Annotated in this window: 19 protein-coding genes and 1 tRNA gene; 12 read left to right on the top strand and 8 right to left on the bottom strand. The window is 71.2% G+C overall.

Annotated elements, in window-relative coordinates; genetic code table 11:
- Positions 1-8: 8 nt before the first annotated feature.
- The 4 genes from N1F89_RS01850 to N1F89_RS01835 all read left to right on the top strand — a co-directional run bounded on the left by N1F89_RS01850 (position 9) and on the right by N1F89_RS01835 (position 4,535).
- Positions 9-464: a 6,7-dimethyl-8-ribityllumazine synthase gene (locus N1F89_RS01850; protein ID WP_290080922.1), complete on the top strand. Its 456-nt coding sequence runs from the start codon at positions 9-11 to the stop codon at positions 462-464.
- 2 nt (positions 465-466) lie between these two features.
- A complete protein-coding gene (gene nusB, locus N1F89_RS01845) occupies positions 467-970 on the top strand; it encodes a transcription antitermination factor NusB (RefSeq protein ID WP_290080920.1) in 504 nt (167 codons plus the stop codon).
- Positions 971-996: 26 nt separating this feature from the next.
- A complete protein-coding gene (locus N1F89_RS01840; protein WP_290081059.1) occupies positions 997-2,220 on the top strand; it encodes an MFS transporter in 1,224 nt (407 codons plus the stop codon).
- Between the two features lie 182 nt (positions 2,221-2,402).
- Positions 2,403-4,535, top strand: a complete 2,133-nt coding sequence (locus N1F89_RS01835) for a sodium-translocating pyrophosphatase (RefSeq protein ID WP_290080917.1) — start codon at positions 2,403-2,405, stop codon at positions 4,533-4,535.
- A 120-nt stretch (positions 4,536-4,655) separates the two neighbouring features.
- On the opposite strand, the gene N1F89_RS01830 is transcribed toward N1F89_RS01835, so the two are convergent.
- Entirely contained in the window at positions 4,656-5,159 is a 504-nt protein-coding gene (locus N1F89_RS01830) for an outer membrane protein assembly factor BamE (protein ID WP_290081058.1), read from the bottom strand.
- A 123-nt stretch (positions 5,160-5,282) separates the two neighbouring features.
- Here N1F89_RS01830 and N1F89_RS01825 point away from each other — a divergent pair, with 123 nt between their 5' ends.
- The 6 genes from N1F89_RS01825 (at position 5,283) to N1F89_RS01800 (ending at position 9,590) form a co-directional block, all read left to right on the top strand.
- A complete protein-coding gene (locus N1F89_RS01825; protein ID WP_290081057.1) occupies positions 5,283-5,828 on the top strand; it encodes a ubiquinol-cytochrome C chaperone family protein in 546 nt (181 codons plus the stop codon).
- The gene (locus N1F89_RS01820) at positions 5,825-6,376 is read left to right on the top strand and encodes a DUF177 domain-containing protein (RefSeq protein WP_290080916.1); all 552 of its coding nucleotides are present in this window, start codon (positions 5,825-5,827) and stop codon (positions 6,374-6,376) included. Before N1F89_RS01825 ends, N1F89_RS01820 begins: the two co-directional genes overlap by 4 nt.
- Positions 6,377-6,490: 114 nt before the next feature.
- Positions 6,491-7,555 carry a phosphate acyltransferase PlsX gene (plsX, locus tag N1F89_RS01815; protein ID WP_290080913.1) on the top strand — a complete coding sequence of 355 codons (1,065 nt, stop codon included), beginning with the start codon at positions 6,491-6,493 and terminating at the stop codon, positions 7,553-7,555.
- Between the two features lie 9 nt (positions 7,556-7,564).
- Entirely contained in the window at positions 7,565-8,536 is a 972-nt protein-coding gene (locus tag N1F89_RS01810; protein ID WP_290080911.1) for a beta-ketoacyl-ACP synthase III, read from the top strand.
- Positions 8,537-8,642: 106 nt separating this feature from the next.
- Positions 8,643-8,966, top strand: a complete 324-nt coding sequence (locus tag N1F89_RS01805) for an integration host factor subunit alpha (RefSeq protein ID WP_290080910.1) — start codon at positions 8,643-8,645, stop codon at positions 8,964-8,966.
- A gap of 90 nt (positions 8,967-9,056) precedes the next feature.
- Entirely contained in the window at positions 9,057-9,590 is a 534-nt protein-coding gene (locus tag N1F89_RS01800; protein ID WP_290080905.1) for a MerR family transcriptional regulator, read from the top strand.
- Between the two features lie 155 nt (positions 9,591-9,745).
- Here N1F89_RS01800 and N1F89_RS01795 read toward each other — a convergent pair whose 3' ends face one another.
- Complete coding sequence (locus N1F89_RS01795; RefSeq protein WP_290080904.1) at positions 9,746-10,288, bottom strand: AAA family ATPase; 543 nt, start codon at positions 10,286-10,288, stop codon at positions 9,746-9,748.
- Between the two features lie 191 nt (positions 10,289-10,479).
- A complete protein-coding gene (locus tag N1F89_RS01790; protein WP_290080903.1) occupies positions 10,480-11,082 on the bottom strand; it encodes a TetR/AcrR family transcriptional regulator in 603 nt (200 codons plus the stop codon).
- A gap of 44 nt (positions 11,083-11,126) precedes the next feature.
- Here N1F89_RS01790 and N1F89_RS01785 point away from each other — a divergent pair, with 44 nt between their 5' ends.
- Positions 11,127-11,861 carry a glutathione S-transferase C-terminal domain-containing protein gene (locus N1F89_RS01785; protein ID WP_290080901.1) on the top strand — a complete coding sequence of 245 codons (735 nt, stop codon included), beginning with the start codon at positions 11,127-11,129 and terminating at the stop codon, positions 11,859-11,861.
- 245 nt (positions 11,862-12,106) lie between these two features.
- Here the strand turns inward: N1F89_RS01785 and N1F89_RS01780 are convergent.
- The 5 genes from N1F89_RS01780 to N1F89_RS01760 all read right to left on the bottom strand — a co-directional run bounded on the left by N1F89_RS01780 (position 12,107) and on the right by N1F89_RS01760 (position 16,857).
- A tRNA-Pro gene (locus tag N1F89_RS01780) sits at positions 12,107-12,183 on the bottom strand.
- Positions 12,161-13,498, bottom strand: coding sequence for an O-antigen ligase family protein (locus N1F89_RS01775; RefSeq protein ID WP_290080899.1), 1,338 nt, complete (start codon positions 13,496-13,498; stop codon positions 12,161-12,163). Before N1F89_RS01775 ends, N1F89_RS01780 begins: the two co-directional genes overlap by 23 nt.
- Entirely contained in the window at positions 13,495-15,033 is a 1,539-nt protein-coding gene (locus N1F89_RS01770; protein ID WP_290080898.1) for an undecaprenyl-phosphate glucose phosphotransferase, read from the bottom strand. Before N1F89_RS01770 ends, N1F89_RS01775 begins: the two co-directional genes overlap by 4 nt.
- 99 nt (positions 15,034-15,132) lie before the next feature.
- Positions 15,133-16,269 carry a glycosyltransferase family 4 protein gene (locus N1F89_RS01765; protein ID WP_290080886.1) on the bottom strand — a complete coding sequence of 379 codons (1,137 nt, stop codon included), beginning with the start codon at positions 16,267-16,269 and terminating at the stop codon, positions 15,133-15,135.
- A 24-nt stretch (positions 16,270-16,293) separates the two neighbouring features.
- Complete coding sequence (locus N1F89_RS01760) at positions 16,294-16,857, bottom strand: polysaccharide biosynthesis/export family protein (RefSeq protein ID WP_290080885.1); 564 nt, start codon at positions 16,855-16,857, stop codon at positions 16,294-16,296.
- Positions 16,858-17,072: 215 nt separating this feature from the next.
- Between N1F89_RS01760 and N1F89_RS01755 the strand changes: the two genes are divergently transcribed.
- Positions 17,073-19,169 (top strand): Wzz/FepE/Etk N-terminal domain-containing protein, encoded by a 2,097-nt coding sequence (locus tag N1F89_RS01755; protein WP_290080884.1) that lies wholly within the window; start codon positions 17,073-17,075, stop codon positions 19,167-19,169.
- Positions 19,170-19,183: the final 14 nt, after the last annotated feature.

Genomic DNA, 19,183 nt, shown 5'->3' with positions numbered 1-19,183 from the left:
AGACCGTCATGGCAAAGTCCGAAGCCCCGAAGCTTTTGATCGTCGAAGCGCGCTACTACGACGAGCTGTCCGACGCGCTTTTGGAGGGCGCGAAAGCCGCCCTCGAGGCGGCCGGCGCGAGCGCCGACGTGGTCACCGTGCCGGGCGCGCTGGAGATCCCGGCCGCCATCGCCTATGCGCTCGACAGCGACGTCTCCGACGACGAGGCCTATGACGGTTTCATCGCGCTCGGCTGCGTGATTCGCGGCGAGACGCACCATTTCGAGATCGTGGCCAATGAATCCGCGCGCGCGCTGATGGACCTGGCGGTCGAGGAATCGCTCGCCATCGGCAACGGCATCCTGACGGTCGAGAACGCCGAGCAGGCCTGGGCGCGGGCGCGCCGCAGCGAGGGCGACAAGGGCGGCTTCGCCGCGCGCACCGCGTTGACCATGATCGCCCTGCGCGAGCGGCTCGGAGCCTGACGATGGCTGCTCCCGCATCGAGCGACGCGCCGCGCGCGCCGCGCCCGGCCAACAAGCGCGGCGCCGCCCGCCTGGCGGCGGTGCAGGCGCTCTACCAGATGGACGTCGCCGGCAGCGGCCTTTTGGAGATCACCGCCGAATACGAGGCCTTCCGGCTCGGCAAGGAGATCGACGGCGCCGTCTACCGCGAGGCCGACCCGCAGTGGTTCCGCGCCATCCTGGCCGGGGTGGTGGAGAACCAGAAGACGCTCGATCCGCTGATTCGCCGCTCGCTCACCGAGGACTGGCCGCTGTCGCGGCTCGATTCCACGCTGCGCGCCATCCTGCGCGCCGGCGTCTACGAGCTGGCCAAGCGTGCCGAGGTGCCGGTCGCCGTCATCGTGTCGGAGTATGTCGACATCGCCAAGGCGTTCTACGAGGGCGAGGAGCCGAAGCTCGTCAACGCCGTTCTCGACCGCGCCGCCCGCCGCCTGCGCGGCGAGGGGCGCGGCACGGACGCCTCGTGAGCCGGCTCGACGCCCCGTCGCGCCCCATGGCGTCCGGCGGCGCGTCCGACACCGCCGGCCTGCATCGCGAGGCGCGCCGCACCGCGCTGATCCTCGCCGCCGCGCAGGCCGTCGTCGGCGCCTCGGCGCCGATCACCATCTCGATGGGCGGGCTCGCCGGCTTCTACCTGCTGGGCGCCGACAAGTCGCTCGCCACGGCCCCGGTCACCGGTTTCAACATCGGCGTGGCGCTCGGCGCCCTGCCGGCCGCCGTTCTGATGCGCCATGTCGGCCGGCGGCACGGCTTCGTCGCCGGCACCGGCGTCATGGCGCTGGGCGGCCTGATCGCCGCCCTGGCGCTGTTCCAGATGGGCTTCTGGCTGTTCGCCGTCGGCGCGCTGCTGATCGGCTGCGGCCATGCCTTCACCCAGCAGTACCGTTTCGCCGCGGTCGACAACGCGCCCGCCTCGTTCAAGCCGCGCGCCATCTCCTGGGTGCTCGGCGGCGGCGTCTTCGCCGCGATCATCGGGCCGCAGACCGTCATCTACACCCGCGAGCTGTTCGCGCCGGTGATGTTCGCGGGCTCGTTTGCCGCCATCATCGGCCTGTCGGCGATCGGCGCCCTCATCCTGTCCTTCCTGCGCCTGCCCCAGGACGCGCCGTCGGCCGTCCTCGACGACGACGCGCCGGCCCGGCCGATGCGCGAGATCCTGCTGCAGCCGCGCTTTCTGGTGGCGCTTTTCTGCGGCGTCGGCGCCTTCGCGCTGATGAGCTTCGTGATGACCGGCGCGCCGCTCGCCATGGTCGGCTGCGGCTTCACGCCCGACGAGGCGACGCTCGGCATCTCCTGGCACGTGATGGCGATGTATGCGCCGAGCTTCGTCACCGGCTCGCTGATCGCCCGCTTCGGCAAGGAGCGCATCGTCGCCTTCGGCCTGGCGCTTCTGATCGGCTGCGCGCTGGTCGCGCTGTCGGGGGTTGCGCTGTGGCAGTTCTGGCTGGCGCTGATCCTGCTCGGCGTCGGCTGGAACTTCGGCTTCATCGGCGCCACGGCGATGGTCGCCGAATGCTACCGCGCCTCGGAGAAGAACAAGGTGCAGGGCGTGCACGACCTGATCCTGTTCTCGACCGTCGCCTTCGCCTCGCTGATGTCGGGCCAGGTCTACAACGCCTTCGGCTGGGAGATGCTGAACTGGATCGCGCTGCCGGTGGCGGCGCTGTGCCTGGCCGCGCTCGGCGCGCTCGCGCTGCGCCGGCGGCTGCGCGGCTGAGCCGCCCCGCCGCCGGCGCTATGTGGCCGAAGCGCGGCACAAACGCAACAAAACCTTGACGTTCTTCGGCCTGTTTCGCATAAGCCGCTGCGAAAGGCCGGCGTGGCTTCTGCTCCGCCGGCCTTGTCGAGAACGGGCCTGCGGAGGGGAATCATCGGGGCCCAAATCAAGGGAAATCGGCAATGACCATGCTTTATGTAGTCATCGCCTGCGGCCTGCTTTCTGTCCTCTACGCGATCTGGGCGACGCAATCGGTTCTCGCCGCCGATCAGGGCAACGCACGCATGCAGGAAATCGCGGGCGCCATCCGCGAGGGGGCGCAGGCCTACCTGACCCGCCAGTACACCACGGTTCTGATCGTCGGCGTCGTCGTCTTTCTGATCGCCTGGTGGCTGCTCACCTTCGTCGCCGCGATCGGCTTCCTGATCGGCGCCGTGCTGTCGGGCGCTGCCGGCTTCATCGGCATGCACGTGTCGGTGCGTGCCAACGTGCGCACCGCGCAGGCGGCCGCCAACAGCCTGGCCGCCGGCCTCGACATCGCCTTCAAGTCGGGCGCCATCACCGGCCTTCTGGTCGCCGGCCTGGCGCTGCTCGGCGTGTCGGTCTACTTCACCATCCTCATCGGCCCGCTCGGCTACGAGCCGACCGACCGCACCGTCATCGACGCGCTGGTCGCGCTCGGCTTCGGCGCCTCGCTGATCTCGATCTTCGCCCGTCTGGGCGGCGGCATCTTCACCAAGGGTGCCGACGTCGGCGGCGACCTCGTCGGCAAGGTGGAAGCCGGCATTCCCGAGGACGATCCGCGCAATCCCGCCACCATCGCCGACAATGTCGGCGACAATGTCGGCGACTGCGCCGGCATGGCGGCCGACCTGTTCGAGACCTACGTGGTGACGGTCGTGGCGACCATGGTGCTCGCCTCGATCTTCTTCACCGGCGGCACGGCCTTCACGCTGATGCTGTTCCCGCTGGTCATCGGCGCGGCCTGCGTGGTGACCTCGATCGCCGGCACCTTCTTCGTCAAGCTCGGCTCCAACAACTCGATCATGGGCGCCCTCTACAAGGGCTTCTGGGCGACCGCCGCGCTGTCGGTCGTCGCGCTGGCGCTGATCGTGTGGCTGTGGCTGGGCGGCGGCGAGACGTTCACCGCCAGCAACGACGTCGCCTTCACCGGCGCCGACCTGTTCTACTGCGGCGTCGTCGGCCTGATCGTCACCGGCCTGATCATCTGGATCACCGAGTACTACACCGGCGTCGGCTATCGTCCGGTGCGCTCGATCAGCCAGGCCTCCGTCACCGGCCACGGCACCAACGTCATCCAGGGCCTGGCCGTCTCGCTCGAGGCGACGGCGCTGCCGGCGATCGTCATCATCGCCGGCATCATCGTGTCGTTCAATCTGGCCGGCCTGTTCGGCATCGCCATCGCGGTGACCACGATGCTGGCGCTCGCCGGCATGGTGGTGGCGCTCGACGCCTTCGGTCCGGTGACCGACAACGCCGGCGGCATCGCCGAGATGGCCGAGCTGCCGGCCGAGGTGCGCCAGACGACCGACGCCCTCGACGCCGTCGGCAACACCACCAAGGCGGTGACCAAGGGCTACGCGATCGGCTCGGCCGGTCTCGGCGCGCTGGTGCTGTTTGCCGCCTACACCGAGGACCTGAAGTACTTCGCGGCCAATGCGGAGCCCGGCAGCTTCTTCGAGGGCGTGTCGGTCGACTTCTCGCTGTCCAACCCGTACGTCGTGGTCGGCCTGCTGTTCGGCGGCCTGCTGCCGTTCCTGTTCGGCGGCCTGTCGATGACGGCCGTCGGCCGCGCCGGCGGTGCGGTGGTCGAGGAGGTGCGCCGCCAGTTCCGCGAGAAGCCGGGCATCATGGAGGGCAAGGAGAAGCCCGACTACGGCCGCGCCGTCGACATGCTGACGCGTGCCGCGATCAAGGAGATGATCGTGCCGTCGCTGCTGCCGGTGCTGTCGCCGCTGGTCGTCTTCGCCGTGATCTACCTGATCGCCGGCACCGACCAGGCCTTCTCGGCGGTCGGCGCGATGCTGCTCGGCGTCATCGCCACCGGCCTGTTCGTGGCGATCTCGATGACCGCCGGCGGCGGCGCCTGGGACAACGCCAAGAAGTCCTTCGAGGACGGCTTCGTCGACAAGGACGGGGTCAAGCACGAGAAGGGCTCCGAGGCGCACAAGGCCTCGGTGACCGGCGACACGGTCGGCGATCCCTACAAGGACACCGCCGGTCCGGCCGTCAACCCGATGATCAAGATCACCAACATCGTGGCGCTTCTGCTGCTCGCCGTGCTCGCCCACTGAGCCCGGCGGCCGCCTGAGACGAAAAACCCGCGGGAGCGCGCCTCCCGCGGGTTTTTTCTTGCCGCCCGCGCGCCGCGCCGAAGCGGCGTGCGATGCCGCCCGGGACGCGGGCGGCGCGCGCTACTGGAAGGGGTTGGAGGGCAGGCCGCCGCTCGCCACGCCCGACAGCAGCTGGCCGAGGAAACTCTGGTCCTTGCCGCCGGTCGGCGTCGTGCGCGAGATGAAGTCGAACACCTTGCCGTCCTTCAGCCCGTAGTCGGCGATCTGCGTCACCCGGCCCTCGTCGCCGAAATAGACGGCCAGAACGCGCTGGTTGACCAGCCGCGGCCGCATGAAGGCGGCGTTGCGCACGCGCGTCTGGGAGATGTAGTAGAACACCTCGTTGTCGAAGGTCGCCGTCGTCGACGGCGTGCCGAGCGCCAGCAGCACCTGCTCGCGGCTCGAGCCCACCGGCACAAGCTCCAGCGCCTCCGGATCGATGACATAGCCCTGCGTCAGCGTCTCGCGCGGGTTGAGCGTGTCGGTCGCGGTGCAGCCCGCCAGCACGACGGCCGCGCCCAGCGCGGCGGCCAGTGCTGCGGCCGGACGCCGGCCCGTCTTGATTCCCCGATACCGCAACAACATCTCCATGGTCTCCGCCCGGCCGCGCTCCGGCATCGGCGGCCTTGCGCCGGGCGGCAAAAGCGGTAGACCACCTTGCACCCCGATGCAACAGCGTCCGCCCGACGCCAGAGGAGGCCAATGGCCATGTTCAAGCGCCTGTTCGCCCGCGGCCAGGCCAATCGCGGCCTCAGCGACGCGATCTACGGGCAAATCGTGGCAGCCGCTAGGCAGCCGGCGCTCTATGCGCGCTGGCAGGTGCCCGACACGCCGCTCGGCCGCTTCGAGATGATGTCGGCGCACATGATCGTCTTCCTGCACCGCATGCGCGGCGAGACCGGCGCGGCGGCGGAGCTCGCGCAGGCCGTCACCGACACCTTCTTCACCGACGTCGACCATTCACTGCGCGAGCTCGGCATCGGCGACCTGTCGGTGCCCAAGCGCATGAAGAAGCTGGCGCGCATGTTCTACGGCCGCGCCGAGGCCTATGGCACGGCGATCGACCGCGACGCGCCGGACGAACTGGCGGCGGCGCTGCGCCGCAACGTGCGGCCCGACGCCGAGACCTGGCCGGAGGCGGACGATCTGGCACGCCATCTGATCGCCGCGGTGGCCGCCCTCGGGCTGACGCCGCTCGACACGCTCTTGTCGGGCCGGCTGCCGCTTCCCGCGCCGCGGGAGGCCGTGCCGTGAGCGGCGAGACCGAAAGCCCGGTGGCGTTCGTCGTCCATGTCGGCACGCTGCCGAAGCGCGGCCTGCCGGTCGCCATCGAGGCGGACGCCGCGCAGCGCGCCGCGCTCGCCGAAGCGCACGGCCTGGCCGCGGTCGAGCGTTTCGACGCCGCGCTGACGGTGGCGCCGTGGCGCGGCGACGGCGTGCGCGTGTCGGGCCGTGTCGAGGCGCGCATCGTGCAGCGCTGCGTGGTCACGCTCGAGCCGGTCGTCAGCGCGCTGTCGGAAGAGGTCTCGGCGCTGTTCGTGCCGCCGCGCTCGCGGCTGGCCAGGCGGGAGCGCGACGCCGGCGAGATGGTGCTCGATCCCGAGGGCGACGATCCGCCCGAGCCGCTGCAGGGCGACCGGGTCGACGTCGGCGCCGTCGCCGAGGAGTTCTTCGCGCTGGCCATCGATCCCTACCCGCGCAAGCAGGGGGCCGCGCTCGACGCCGCGACCACCGAGGCGGAGGGCGCGGAGACCGGCGGCCCGCTCAGCGCCGGCCTGGCGAAACTCCGGCGCCGGCGGTGAACGGGCGCGCGCGGCGCCCCGCTTTGCCACAATGACGGTTGTGCCCCCCGCCAAAACCGCTATTTTCGCCGCACCCTGGGGAGCCCGGCGGACACAGGACGAGACGGCTGGCGCGTGATACGCATTTCGATTGATGCCATGGGCGGCGACCACGGCCCCGAGGTCATCCTCGCGGGGCTGGACAAGGTCGTCGAGCGGCGGCCCGACCTGCGTTTCCTGCTCTATGGGCGCGAGGAGGCCGTGCTGCCGGCGCTCGAGCGCCGGCCGGCCGTGCGCCGGGCGAGCGAGTTCGTGCACTGCGAGGTCGCGGTGCGCATGGACGACAAGCCGAGCCAGGCGCTGCGCAACGGCCGCTGGAAATCCTCCATGTGGCGCGCCATCGAGGCGGTCAAGAACGGCGAGGCCGACGTCTGCGTGTCGGCCGGCAACACCGGCGCGCTGATGGCGATGTCGAAGTTCTGCCTGCGCACGCTGGCCGGCATCGAGCGCCCGGCGATCGCCGCCATCTGGCCGACGATTCGCGGCGAGAGCATCGTGCTCGACGTCGGCGCCACGATCGGCGCGGACGCCCGCCAGCTCGTCGAGTTCGCGCTGCTCGGCAGCGCCATGGCCAACGCGCTGTTCGAGGTCGAGCGGCCGAGCGTCGGCCTGCTCAATGTCGGCGTCGAGGAGATCAAGGGCCAGGAGGAGGTCAAGGAGGCGGGCCGCATGCTGCGCGAGGCGGCGCTCGAATCGATGGCCTATCACGGCTTCGTGGAGGGCGACGACATCGGCAAGGGCACGGTCGACGTGGTGGTGACGGAGGGCTTTGCCGGCAACATCGCGCTCAAGGCGGCCGAGGGCACGGCGCGGCAGATCGCCAGCTATCTGCGCGCCGCCATGGGCCGCACCTGGCGCGCCCGCCTCGGCTACCTGCTGGCCAGCGACGCCTTCGCCCAGCTTCGCGACAAGATGGACGTGCGCAAGATCAATGGCGGCGTGTTCCTCGGCCTCAACGGGCTGGTGGTCAAGAGCCATGGCGGCGCCGACGCGGAGGGATTCGCGGCGGCCGTCGAGCTGGCCTACGAGATGATCAGCAGCCGGCTTCTGGAAAAGACGCGCTCCAGCCTTGACCTTTATCACGCGCGCGAGGCAAACCCCGACCGGTCGCCCGCCGACGGCGCCGCGCTCAACCAGTAGGCTTCGCAGATGATTCGATCCGTCGTGCGCGGCGTGGGCTCCGCGTTGCCCGCCCGCATCATGAAGAACGCCGAGTTCGAGACGCTCGTCGACACCACCGACGACTGGATCGTCCAGCGCACCGGCATCCGCCAGCGCCACATCGCCGGCGACGACGAGACGACGGCCTCGCTCGGCGAGGCGGCCGCGCGCCGCGCGCTCGCCGACGCCGGGCTGACGCCGGACGACATCGACCTGATCGTGCTGGCCACCTCGACGCCCAACAACACCTTTCCCGCCACCGCGGTCGAGATCCAGCAGCGTCTCGGCATGCATCACGGCTTCGCCTTCGACATGCAGGCGGTGTGCAGCGGCTTCGTCTACGCGCTGACGACGGCCGACCTCTACATCCGCGGCGGCAGCGCGCGCCGCGTGCTGGTGATCGGCTCGGAGACCTTCTCGCGGCTGCTCGACTGGACGGATCGCACCACCTGCGTGCTGTTCGGCGACGGCGCCGGCGCGCTGGTGCTGGAGGCGGGCGAGGGCGCGGGCACGGTGTCGGACCGCGGCATCCTGTCGGCCAGCCTGCGCTCCGACGGCAGCCATCGCGAGAAGCTCTACGTCGACGGCGGCCCGTCGACGACCGGCACCGTCGGCCATCTGCGCATGGAGGGCCGCGAGGTCTTCAAGCATGCCGTGGCGATGATCGCCGACGTGGTGGAGGCCGCGCTCGGCGAGGCCGGCGTGACGGCCGACGAGATCGACTGGTTCGTGCCGCACCAGGCCAACAAGCGCATCATCGACGCCTCGGCCCGCAAGCTCGGCATCGCCGAGGACAAGGTCGTCACCACCGTCCACCTGCACGGCAACACCTCGGCCGCATCGGTGCCGCTGGCGCTGTCGGTGGCCGTCGATCGCGGCATGATCAAGCGCGGCGACCTGGTGCTGGTGGAGGCGATGGGCGGCGGCTTCACCTGGGGCGCGGCGGTGCTGCGCTGGTAGGCGGCGGAGCGATCCGGCCCGACTGGGTCCTTGACCGGGCGGAGCGGAATTTTGTAACGTCGGAAATGGTTTGAATGCTTTCGTTGTTTGGGTTTCGGACGGCCGTATGGGGGGAAAGACACTGACGCGCGCCGACCTTGCCGAGGCCGTCTACCGAAAGGTCGGACTGTCGCGCACCGAATCCGCCCAGCTCGTCGAGATGGTTCTGGACGAAATCTGCGAGGCCATCGTGCGCGGCGAGACCGTCAAGCTGTCCTCCTTCGCCACCTTCCAGGTGCGCGAGAAGAGCGAGCGCATCGGCCGCAACCCGAAGACGGGCGAGGAGGTGCCGATCCTGCCGCGCAAGGTGATGACCTTCAAGGCCTCCAACGTGCTCAAGGACCGCATCCTGCGCGCGCACCGCACGCGCCAGCTCTCCGAGCGCGCCTGACGCCGGGGAGCGGCTTCCGCCGGGCTTGAAAAGCCGCCGGCAAACCGCTGAAATGAGTCGCGAATCGCATCCCCGCGGGGGAGAGGCCGCATGGACAAGAGCCCGGACGCCTTCCGCACCATCAGCGAGGTGGCGGAGGAACTCGACCTGCCGCAGCACGTGCTGCGTTTCTGGGAGACGCGCTTCTCGCAGATCAAGCCGATGAAGCGCGGCGGCGGCCGGCGCTACTACCGGCCGCAGGATGTCGATCTCATCAAGGGCATCCGCCACATGCTCTACGACCAGGGCTACACCATCAAGGGCGTCCAGAAGCTGCTGCGCGAGAACGGCAACCAGTTCGTCATCGCGGTGGGCAGCGGCGACGTGGCGGCCATCGAGGCGATCGCCCAGCGCAAGCAGCAGGAGGCGGCGCGCGCCGCGCCCGAGCCGGCGGCGGCCGACGACGAGATGCTGGTCGGCAAGCCGCGCGTCAAGCCCAACCGGCGCTTCTTCGGCCTCGGCCGCGAGGAGGACGGGCCGGTGGCGGCCGACGCCGCGCCGCTGTCGCGCGACAACCGCGCGCTGCTGCAGGAGGCGCTGTTCGACCTTCTGGAGTGCAAGCGCCTGCTCGACCAGGTGCGCTAGCGTTTCCAGGCGACGTGGAAGCCGGTTCGCCGTCTGGAAACGCGCCAAGACAACAGCTTGGAGCCGATCTTCGGTTCCGTGAAAAGCGGGTCAGCTCCAAGCCGGCTCCGCTCCGGCCGCGCCGCCTCGTCCGCCACTGCGGTCGGGCGCAGCCCTCACACCCCCCGCAGGCGCGCGGCGACGAAGTCGGCGCGGTCCTCGATCCCGGCCAGCGGCAGGTCGACGAGCCGGTAGCCGAGCCGGCTGTAGGTCTCGCGCATGACCCTGGCGGTCGCCGCGGCCTCCGCCCGGTCCTGCCGGCGCTCGCCGTCCTGCGTGAAGATGGCCTCCCAGTGGGGCGCCAGGAACACGCGCGCATTGTACCGGTGGCGCTCCGCCGCCGCCGCCACATGCGCCGGCACGGGCAGGCCGCAGAGCGTCAGGTAGCCCGCGACGTCGGGGATGCCGCGGTCCATCAGGACCGGCCCGTCGCGGGCCAGGGCCTCGTGATGCGAGCGCAGGTCCCAGGCGAGCATCAGCTCGGCGAACAGGGCGCGGTCGGCCCACGGCAGAGCCCGGCCGCCGATCCGCACCTGATCGCGGATGATCGCCCGGCCGGCCTCCGGCATGGCGGCGACGCCGCGCCGGGCCAGCGCCGCGATCAGGCTGCTCTTGCCGGACCCGGGACCGCCGGTCACGACGAACATGTGGTCACTCATCGACCGTCCTCGACTGGATTGAAGGATCGGAAGGGATGGTGCGGCGGCCGGTCAGGCCGTGCCGTCGCGCGGCAGGCGGCACGCCGGTGGGGGCCCGGCTTGCGCCGCACGCTTCATGTGCAGCGCCGCCGGCGGCGCCCGCTCCGGCCGTCGGCTCCCGGGTCCGGCCCGCGGGCGGCGAAGGGCAGGCCTCAGACGCCTGGACCGGCGAGGACTGCGGCGAGGCTGTCGACCAGGTCGTCGGTGCCGTGGCGCAGCGGGTCGTCGGAGCGCTCGGCGAGCGCGACCATCAGCACGAGGCCGAGGACGCTGCCATGCACGGCGACGGCCATGCGCCGCGCCGCCGGGCCGTCGGCGCCGCCGGGCAGGAAGCCGGCGAGCGCGCCGTACATGCGCGCCGTCACCGGGTGGACTGCCTCGAGCACGGCCCTGAGATCGGCCTTGCGCGGCCGCGGCCCGGTCTGCGGCAGCAGATACATCATGCGGAAGCGGTCGAGATCGGCGAGGTGGAAGCCGGCCACCGCGCGCACGAAGCGCGCCACCGCCTCGCCGCGCGCCGTCGCCCCGGCGAGCGCTGCCACCGCCGCCTCCGCCTCCGCCGCGAGCGCCGGCAGAACCAGCTCGCGCATCAGCAGCGCCTTGCTGGGAAACCAGTAGATCACCGCCTGCTTGCTCAGTCCGAGGCGGGCGGCGACCGCGTCGAAGGACACGGCGGCCGGGCCGCGCTCGCCGGCCAGGCCACGGGCGGCCTCGACGATGCGCGCGCGCGTGCTTGCGGTCTTTTCGTTCGGCATCTCTTGACCTTCTTACCGGTGGTAGGTAGAACACGGACTTACCAATGGTAAGCAGCGCGCTGCGTGGAGGCAATGCCGTGGAGCTCGAGGTCTACACCTTTGCGCCCGACTGGGGCCTGCCCACCACCGGTCCGTTCGCCGTGAAGCTGCTCGCCTGGCTCAACCTCAACGGCATCGCCTATCGGCAGGTGATCGAGAACCGCCCCTCGAAGGGGCCGCGCGGCAAGAGCCCGTGGGTGGCGCTCGACGGCCGTCTGATCGGCGACACCGACGTCATCATCGCCACGCTCGCCGAGCGGCTCGGCCTGCCGCGGGAGGACCCGGCCGCGACGCCGCGTGCGGCCGCCGCGCATGCCTTCCAGACGGCCTGCGAGGAACGCCTGCACCAGGTGCTCGAATGGGAGCTGTTCGTCCACCCGGCCGGCTTCGCCTGGGTCGAGGGGGCGGTGCGCGCCGAGCTGCCGCGGCCGCTTGCCGCCCTTGTGGCGCGCGCCATGCGCCGCCACTTCGCCCGCCAGCTCCGCGCCCGCGGCCTCGCCCGCCACGACCCCGAGACCATCGCCGCGCTCGGCCGGCGCGAGCTCGCCGCGCTCGCCCGCTACCTGGAGGCCGAAGGATGGCTCGGCGGCGCGGCGCCGGGCGAGGCCGACTGCGCCGCCTTCGGCCAGGTTGCGCCGCTGGTGTCGTGGCCGATGGACACGCCCGTCGCCGCGCATGCCAGGGCCGACCCGGTGCTCGCCGACTGGGTGGCACGCATGCGCTCCGCCTGCGGCCTCTAGAGTCGTTATGCGTTTCACGGAATCGCCGATCGGCTCTAACGCATTGTTTTCACGCGTTTGCGAACGGCGAACCGGTTTCCACTTCGCCTGGAAACGCTATAGCGACGGATTTCCGCCGGGCGCACGCACTGTCGGCGCGCGACGCGCGATCGGCTGGCCGTCCGAAAACCGCCTCACACGGTTCGGCCCGGCACCGGCACGGCACTACCGGGCTGCGCCGTCATGCATCAAAATTTCCGGAAAAATGGTCGGAGCGGCGGGATTCGAACCCACGACCCCTTGACCCCCAGTCAAGTGCGCTACCGGGCTGCGCTACGCTCCGAACCGCCAAGACCCCTATAGGCTCGGCGGGGTTCGCGCAAGGCCAAATCGGCCGCCGGCGGCGGGCTTTGCCGGCCGGTGCGGCGGCCGCCCTTCGCGGCGCCGGCGGCGTGCCGCTGCTCGAGCGCGATGCAGCCCCAGACGAGGCCGAGCAGCAGGTAGAAATGGCGCCAGTGGTCGGTGTCGATCACCGTGCCGAGCGCCACATGGCCGACAAGCACCACATAGGCGCACATCAGATAGGGCTGCCAGGGCCGGGCGCGGAACAGGATGCGCAGGCCGAGGCCCAGCGTCAGCGCGATCAGCGTCGCGTAGGCGGCGAAGCCGAGCCAGGAATAGTCGAGCAGCGCCTTCAGCCAGATGTTGTGGGTGTCCTCGCCGAGCAGCCTGCCGAACTGCAGCGGCCCGATGCCGGCCGGGTGCTCGGCGGCCATGGCGAAGCCGATGGCGAAGCGGGCGAAGCGGCCGTAGGGGCCGGCGTCGTAGTCCTGCACGAGCTGGGCGCGCTGGCGGAAGAACTCGGCGGTCTCCGGCACCTGCATGAGGGCGGCGAGGCCGCCGGCGATGAGCAGCAGCGCCACCGCGCCCATCGCCAGGATGCGCAGCCGCACCAGGCCGCCGCGGTGCTGCACGAACAGCGCCGCGACCAGCATCAGCGAGGACGCCAGGAACAGGCCCCACGCGCCGCGCGAGAAGGAGAAGAACACGCCGGCCGCCACCACGAGCAGCAGCGGCGCGGCGACGAGCGCGCTGGCCGGCCGGCCGGTCAGCACTGTGTGCAGCAGGTAGATGCCGGGCAGGGTGAGGAAGGGGCCGAAGACGTTGGGGTCCTCGAACACGCCCGCCGCGCGGCCGTAGCGGGTGAACATCTCGAAGCCGGGCGCCCCGGCATAGCCGAGGATGCCGGCGCTCGCCGTCACCACGGCGGCGATCGTCCAGGCGCGGAAGATCGGCGCCAGCAGCGCGGGCTGCCGCTCGACGATCGCGGCGAAGAAGACCGACGTCAGCGCCAAGAACAGCGACACGGCGAGATAGAGCGGGATGTCGCCGAGATCGGCGAGCTGGCTCATCGAGACGAGCCCGCCGACGTTGAAGACGACGAGCAGGACCAGAAGCGGCGCGACCGTGCGCGAGATGCGCAGCCCGAACAGGCCCCACACTGCGATCAGCCCCACCATGTAGAGCTCGTAGGGCGCCGGCTCGCGGATGACGAAGCCCGACAGGAAGACGCCGAGGGTGACGGCGGCGACCTTCAGCCCGGCGACCAGCCGGGCATCGACCGCCTGGCGCGGCAGCGCGGGCGCGGCCGCGCTCAATAGGCGTTTTCCGTGTTGAGCAGCCGCACCGGGGTGAGCAGCAGGATCTTGAGATCGAACCACAGCGACCAGTTCTCGATGTAGTAGAGGTCGCATTCGGTGCGGCGGCGGATCTTCTCGTCGTTGTCGATCTCGCCGCGCCAGCCGTTGATCTGGGCCCAGCCGGTCACGCCCGGCTTGACGCGGTGGCGGGCGAAATAGCCGTCGACCACCTCCTCGTAGAGCCGGTCGCGGGTCTGCGCGCTGACGGCGTGCGGCCGCGGGCCGACGAGCGACAGGCTGCCGAACAGCGCGTTGAAGAACTGCGGCAGCTCGTCGATCGAGGTCTTGCGGATGAAGCGGCCGACGCGCGTGACGCGCGGGTCGTTCTTGACCACGGCGTTGCGCGCCGTCGGGTCGCACTGGTCGGTGTACATCGAGCGGAACTTGTAGACCTCGATGGTCTCGTTGTTGAAGCCGTGCCGCTTCTGGCGGAAGAACACCGGACCGCGGCTCTCCAGCTTGATGGCGAGCGCGGTGGCGACCATAACCGGCGCGAAGACGACGATTCCGATCAGGCTGAAGACGATGTCGAACAGCCGCTTGGCGACCGAATCCCAGTCGTGGATCGGCCGGTCGAAAATGTCGAGCATCGGCACCGAGCCGATGTAGGAATAGGCGCGCGGGCGGAACTTCAGCTCGTTGGAATGGGCCGACAGGCGGATGTCGACCGGCAGCACCCACAGCTTCTTGAGCAGCGACAGGACGCGCCGCTCGGCGGTGATCGGCAGCGCCACGATCAGCATGTCGATGCGCGCGATGCGCGCGAAGGCGATCAGCTCGTTGATGTTGCCGAGCTTCGGATAGCCGGCGACGACGGGCGGCGAGCGCGTGTCGTCGCGGTCGTCGAACAGGCCGCAGATGCGGATGTCGTTGAAGGGCTGCGCCTCGATCGAGCGGATCAGCTCCTCGGCGCGCTGGCCGCCGCCGACGATGACGGCGCGCCGCTCGATGCGGCCGTTGCGCGACCAGCGGCGGATCAGCCGCGACACGGCGAAGCGCAGCGTCATCACCGACACGAAGCCGCCGGCGAACCAGAGGGCGAACCAGACGCGCGAGAATTCCTGCGAGACCTTGAACAGGAAGCCGATCACCGCGACGGCGGCCAGCGCGGCACCCCACATCACCAACACCCGACCGAGATGGGCGGTCGGGTTGCGCAGCGCCGGCATCTGGTAGGCTTCGGCGAATTCGAGCAGCGCCAGCGCGAGCAACGAGGCGGTGAGGATGCCGACCGGGTAGAGCCAGCCCGGCGCGCCGGTGTCGAGCCCGACATAGAACGCGAAGACGGCCAAGCCGGTGACGACGAAAAGCGCGAACTCGGCCAGCCGCATGAAGCCGCTGACCATGACCGGCGAGGCGGAGGTCTCGCGATACTGGCTCGCCACCTGCTGGGCGACGGCGCCCAGCGGGCCGCCGGTGCCGCGATCTTCGTCGTCCTCGACGGCGCGCACCGCCTCGAGCGTAAAGGGTTTCGTGCTGTCCAGCCCGCTCATCCGCCTCGTCCCGGCATATCCCCGCCAGACATAGGCGAAAGGCCCTAAGGAACGATTGATGGGCGGGCTAAAATGCGCTCCGTGCGGCCTCGCGGCGGCTCACGCGCGCCGGTCGCGCGCGGCGCGGTAGACGGCGATCACCTGGCGCGCCATCGCCGCGGCGCTGAAGCGCGCCTCGAGCGTGGCGCGCGGCGGCATGGCGGCGGCGAAGCCCGCCTCGTCGGCCAGCGCCTCGGCCATGCGTTCGGCGATCGCCGCGCTGTCCGGCGCGACCAGGGCGCGTGAACCGTCGCCGAAGATCTCCGGCACGCCGCCGACCGCGCTGGCGATCATCGGCTTGCCGGCGGCGAGCGCCTCCAGCACGATGTAGGGCATCGCCTCGGCGCGCGACGGCACCACCACGATGCGCGCCAGGCGGAAGGCCTGCCGGGCCGGCATGGCGGCGTGGAAGGCGATGCGCGCGGCAAGGCCGCGCGCGGCGGCCAGCGCCTCGTAGCGCGGCCGGTCCTCGCCGTCGCCGACCATATGGGCGGTGATCGTCCGGCCGGTGCGCCGCTCCGCCTCGGCCAGCGCCTCGATGAAGAGGTCCGGCCCCTTCAGGTCGCGCATCATGCCGATATAGAGGAAATCGGCCGCGTCGGGCGCGGCCGGCACCGGCTCGAACTCGTCGGCCGCCACGCCGTTGTAGATCTGCGTGTGCGGCGCGCGCGGCGCGCCCACCTTGGCGCGGAAGGTCGCCTCCTCGTAGCGCGAGACGAACAGCAGGTGGTCGGTGAAGCGGTCCATCACGCGCTCGAGCGTGAAGAACAGGCGGCCGGTGGCGGTGCCGCGGTCGTAGTGCAGGCTGCCGCCATGCGGCGAATAAAGCCGCGCCACCGGCGTGCCGCCGAGCCGCAGCACCGTGCCGAACAGGCGGGCATAGACGCCGCCCTTGGCGCCGTGGCCGTGCAGCACGTCGGGGCGCATGCGCTTCAGGATGCGGCAGGTGCGCCACGCCGAGGCGATGTCGCCCGGCCCGACATGGCGCTGCATCGGCGTGCGCGCGACGCCGAGCGCGAAGATGTCGCGCATCTCGTCGAACAGGCGCGCCTCGTAGTCGCCGCCGGTGCTGGAATCGCAGACGATGCCGACCGCGTGGCCGGCCGCCACCTGGGCGCGCGACAGGTCGCGCACATGGCGGAAGATGCCGCCGACCGGCGAGCGGAAGCAGTGGACGATGCGCAGCGGCTCCGTCATGGCGCCGTCCGTCCGGCCAGGGCCTCAGAACAGCCTTTCGCGCACATAGACCGTGTCGCCGGGCAGCAGCGGGTCGGAGATCAGCACCCGGCCGGTCATCACCTTGCCGTTGATCTCGCGCGTGATGTCGACCGTCGCCTGGTTGGCGCGCGGCGAGAAGCCGCCGGCCGCGGCGATCGCCTTCTGCACCGTCATGCCCGGCACGTAGGCGTACTGGCCGGCCGATCCGACCTCGCCCATGATGAAGATCGGCCGGTATTCCGCCACCTCGACCGACACGTCGGGATCGCGCAGATAGCCGTCGCGCAGCATGGCGGCGATCTGCGCCTCGACCTGCTTGGCGGTGTGGCCGCGCGCCGGCACCGCGCCGACCAGCGGGAAGGCGATGTAGCCGGCCTGGTCGACCGCGTAGGTGTTGGTCAGGTTCTCCTGGTCGAACACGGTGATGCGCACCGTGTCTCCGGCGTCGAGCAGATAGGGCTTGTAGAGCGCTTCGTGGAAGGCCGGCGGGGCGGGGCGGTAGCTGGCGCAGCCCGCCGTCAGGACGGCGGCCAGCAGCGCGGCGGCAAGGGCGGAGGAGCGTTTCATCGGCGCACACGAAACCTTTTCCATGGCCGGCTGTTGCGCCGACCCTCGAAGCTCGAGCCGTTATCCTCCTGTTAGGGTTAATGGCCGGTAAAGCGGCGTCGCCGCCGCACCGGCGTCGCCGCGCAGCGCGCCGCGCGTTCGCCCCCGAAACGCTCTTAACCGCGTGGTTACCATGCGCGTTTACGCTTGCCGGCGAACCGCATCGGAGATCCGCCATGGATGGTGACCGGACCCTGGCCAGCGACGTCGACATCGACTTCGGCAAGCTCTTTTCCGCCGTCGTCGGCCGCTGGCGGCAGATCCTGCTGGCCGCGCTCGCCGTCGCCGGTCTCGTCTTCCTCTTCGCCTGGCTGGCGACGCCGCTCTACCGCGCCGAGACGCGGCTGCTGATCGAGACGCGGGAATCGGTCTACACGCGGCCGGCGATGGGCGAGGGCGACCGCCCCATCCTCGACGAGGAGGGGGTGACCAGCCAGGTCGAGGTCATCACCTCCACCGACATCCTCAAGCAGGTCGCCCGCGAGCTCGAGCTCGCCGAGCGGGCCGAGTTCGAGCAGGGCGAGGTGTCGCTGCCGGGCCGCATGCTGATCGTCGCCGGCCTGAAGAGCGACCCGCGCGGCATCCCGCCGGAGCAGCGCGTGCTGAGCGCCTTCCGCGAGAAGCTGCAGGTCTACCGGGTGGAGAACTCCCGCGTCATCGTCATCCGCTTCTCCAGCGAGGACCGCGCGCTCGCCGCCGAGGTGCCGAACGCCATCGCCGAGGCCTATCTCGAGGTTCAGCGGCAGGCCAAGCTCGCCTCCAACGCCGACGCCACCGCCTGGCTCGAGCCCGAGATCGCCGATCTGCGCGCGCGCGTCAGGGAGGCGGAGGAGCGTGTCGCCGCCTTCCGCGCCAGCTCCGACCTGCTGATCGGCCAGAACAACGCCGTGCTCGCCACGCAGCAGCTTTCCGAGCTGTCGACCGAGCTGTCGCGGGTGCGCGCCAACCGCGCCGCGGCCGAGGCGACGGCGGCGGCCGTGCGCGGCGCCCTGCAGGAGGGCGCCTCGATCGACACCATGCCCGACGTGCTCGCCTCGCCGCTGATCCAGCGCCTGCGCGAGCGCCAGGTCGAGCTCAGGGCCGAGATCGCCGACCTGTCGACGACGCTGCTCGACAACCACCCGCGCATCCGCGCCCTGCGCTCGCAGCTCGGCGACCTCGACGCCCAGATCCGCAGCGAGGCCGGCAAGGTGCGCGAGGCGCTGGAGACGGAGGCCGAGACGGCGCGGCTGCGCGAGCGCGACCTGACCGAGGAGCTGAACACGCTGAAGGCCGAATCGGCGCGCGCCGACGGCGAGCAGGTCGAGCTGCGCGCCCTCGAGCGCGAGGCGGCCGCCCAGCGCGAGCTGCTGGAATCCTACCTGACGCGCTACCGCGAGGCGAGCGCGCGGCGCGACCGCAACTACCTGCCGGCCGACGCGCGCATCTTCTCGCGCGCGGTCGTGCCGAGCGAGCCCTACTTCCCGAAGATCCTGCCGCTCACCGTCGCCGCCTTCTTCGCCGGACTGCTGCTTGCCGTCATCGTCACGCTGCTGCGCGAGCTGTTCAGCGGCCGCGCCATGCGCCCGGCCGACGGCGCCTTCGCCCCGGTCGAGACGATCGCCATGCCGGTCGCCGCGGCGCCCGCCGAGCCGCAGGCCGACGCCGCGCCAGAAGATCAGGCGGACGCGCCCGCCGCGCGCGGCATCGCCGCGCCGGCGGCGGCCGAGGCGCTGATCGCCGGCGGCGTCACGCGCGCCCTGTTCGTCTCGCCGGAGGGCGACGAGGCGGCGGCCGCCGCCATCCTGGTCGCGCGCGAGGTGGCCGATGCCGGCCTGCGCGTTCTGCTGCTCGACCTGACGGCGACGGGCGCGGCGTCCTGGCCGACGCTGGAAAGCGTTGTCTATCCCGGCATCACCGATCTTTTGGCCTCGCAGGCGCAGTTCGCCGACGTCATCCACGGCGACCTTTATTCGGACTGCCACGTCATCCCGATCGGCACGGCGAGCCCGGCCCGCGCGATGCGGGCGATCGACCGCCTGCCGATCATCATGGATTCGCTGACGACGGCCTACGACATGGTGATCGTCGAGTGCGGGCCGGTCGAGGCGCCGGGCCTGACGCGCCTGCTCGACGAATCGAGCGCCGTCCTCGTCAGCCTGCTCGAGGCTTCGCAAGACGCGCTCGCCGAGACGGTGGAGACGCTGCAGGCCGCCGGCCTGCCGGAGCCCGCGGTCGTCACGCCGACGGGGGCGTCACCGCGGCCGGCGACGCCCGGCCGCAGCGCCGCCTGAGGCGAGGGGCGCGA

Origin of the sequence: Aquibium sp. A9E412, assembly GCF_030398335.1 — a bacterium.
In the GTDB taxonomy this organism is placed as follows: Bacteria; Pseudomonadota; Alphaproteobacteria; order Rhizobiales; family Rhizobiaceae; genus A9E412.
The sequence above is the reverse complement of the archived record's forward strand: the minus strand, read 5'-3'. Positions and strand labels throughout refer to the sequence as shown.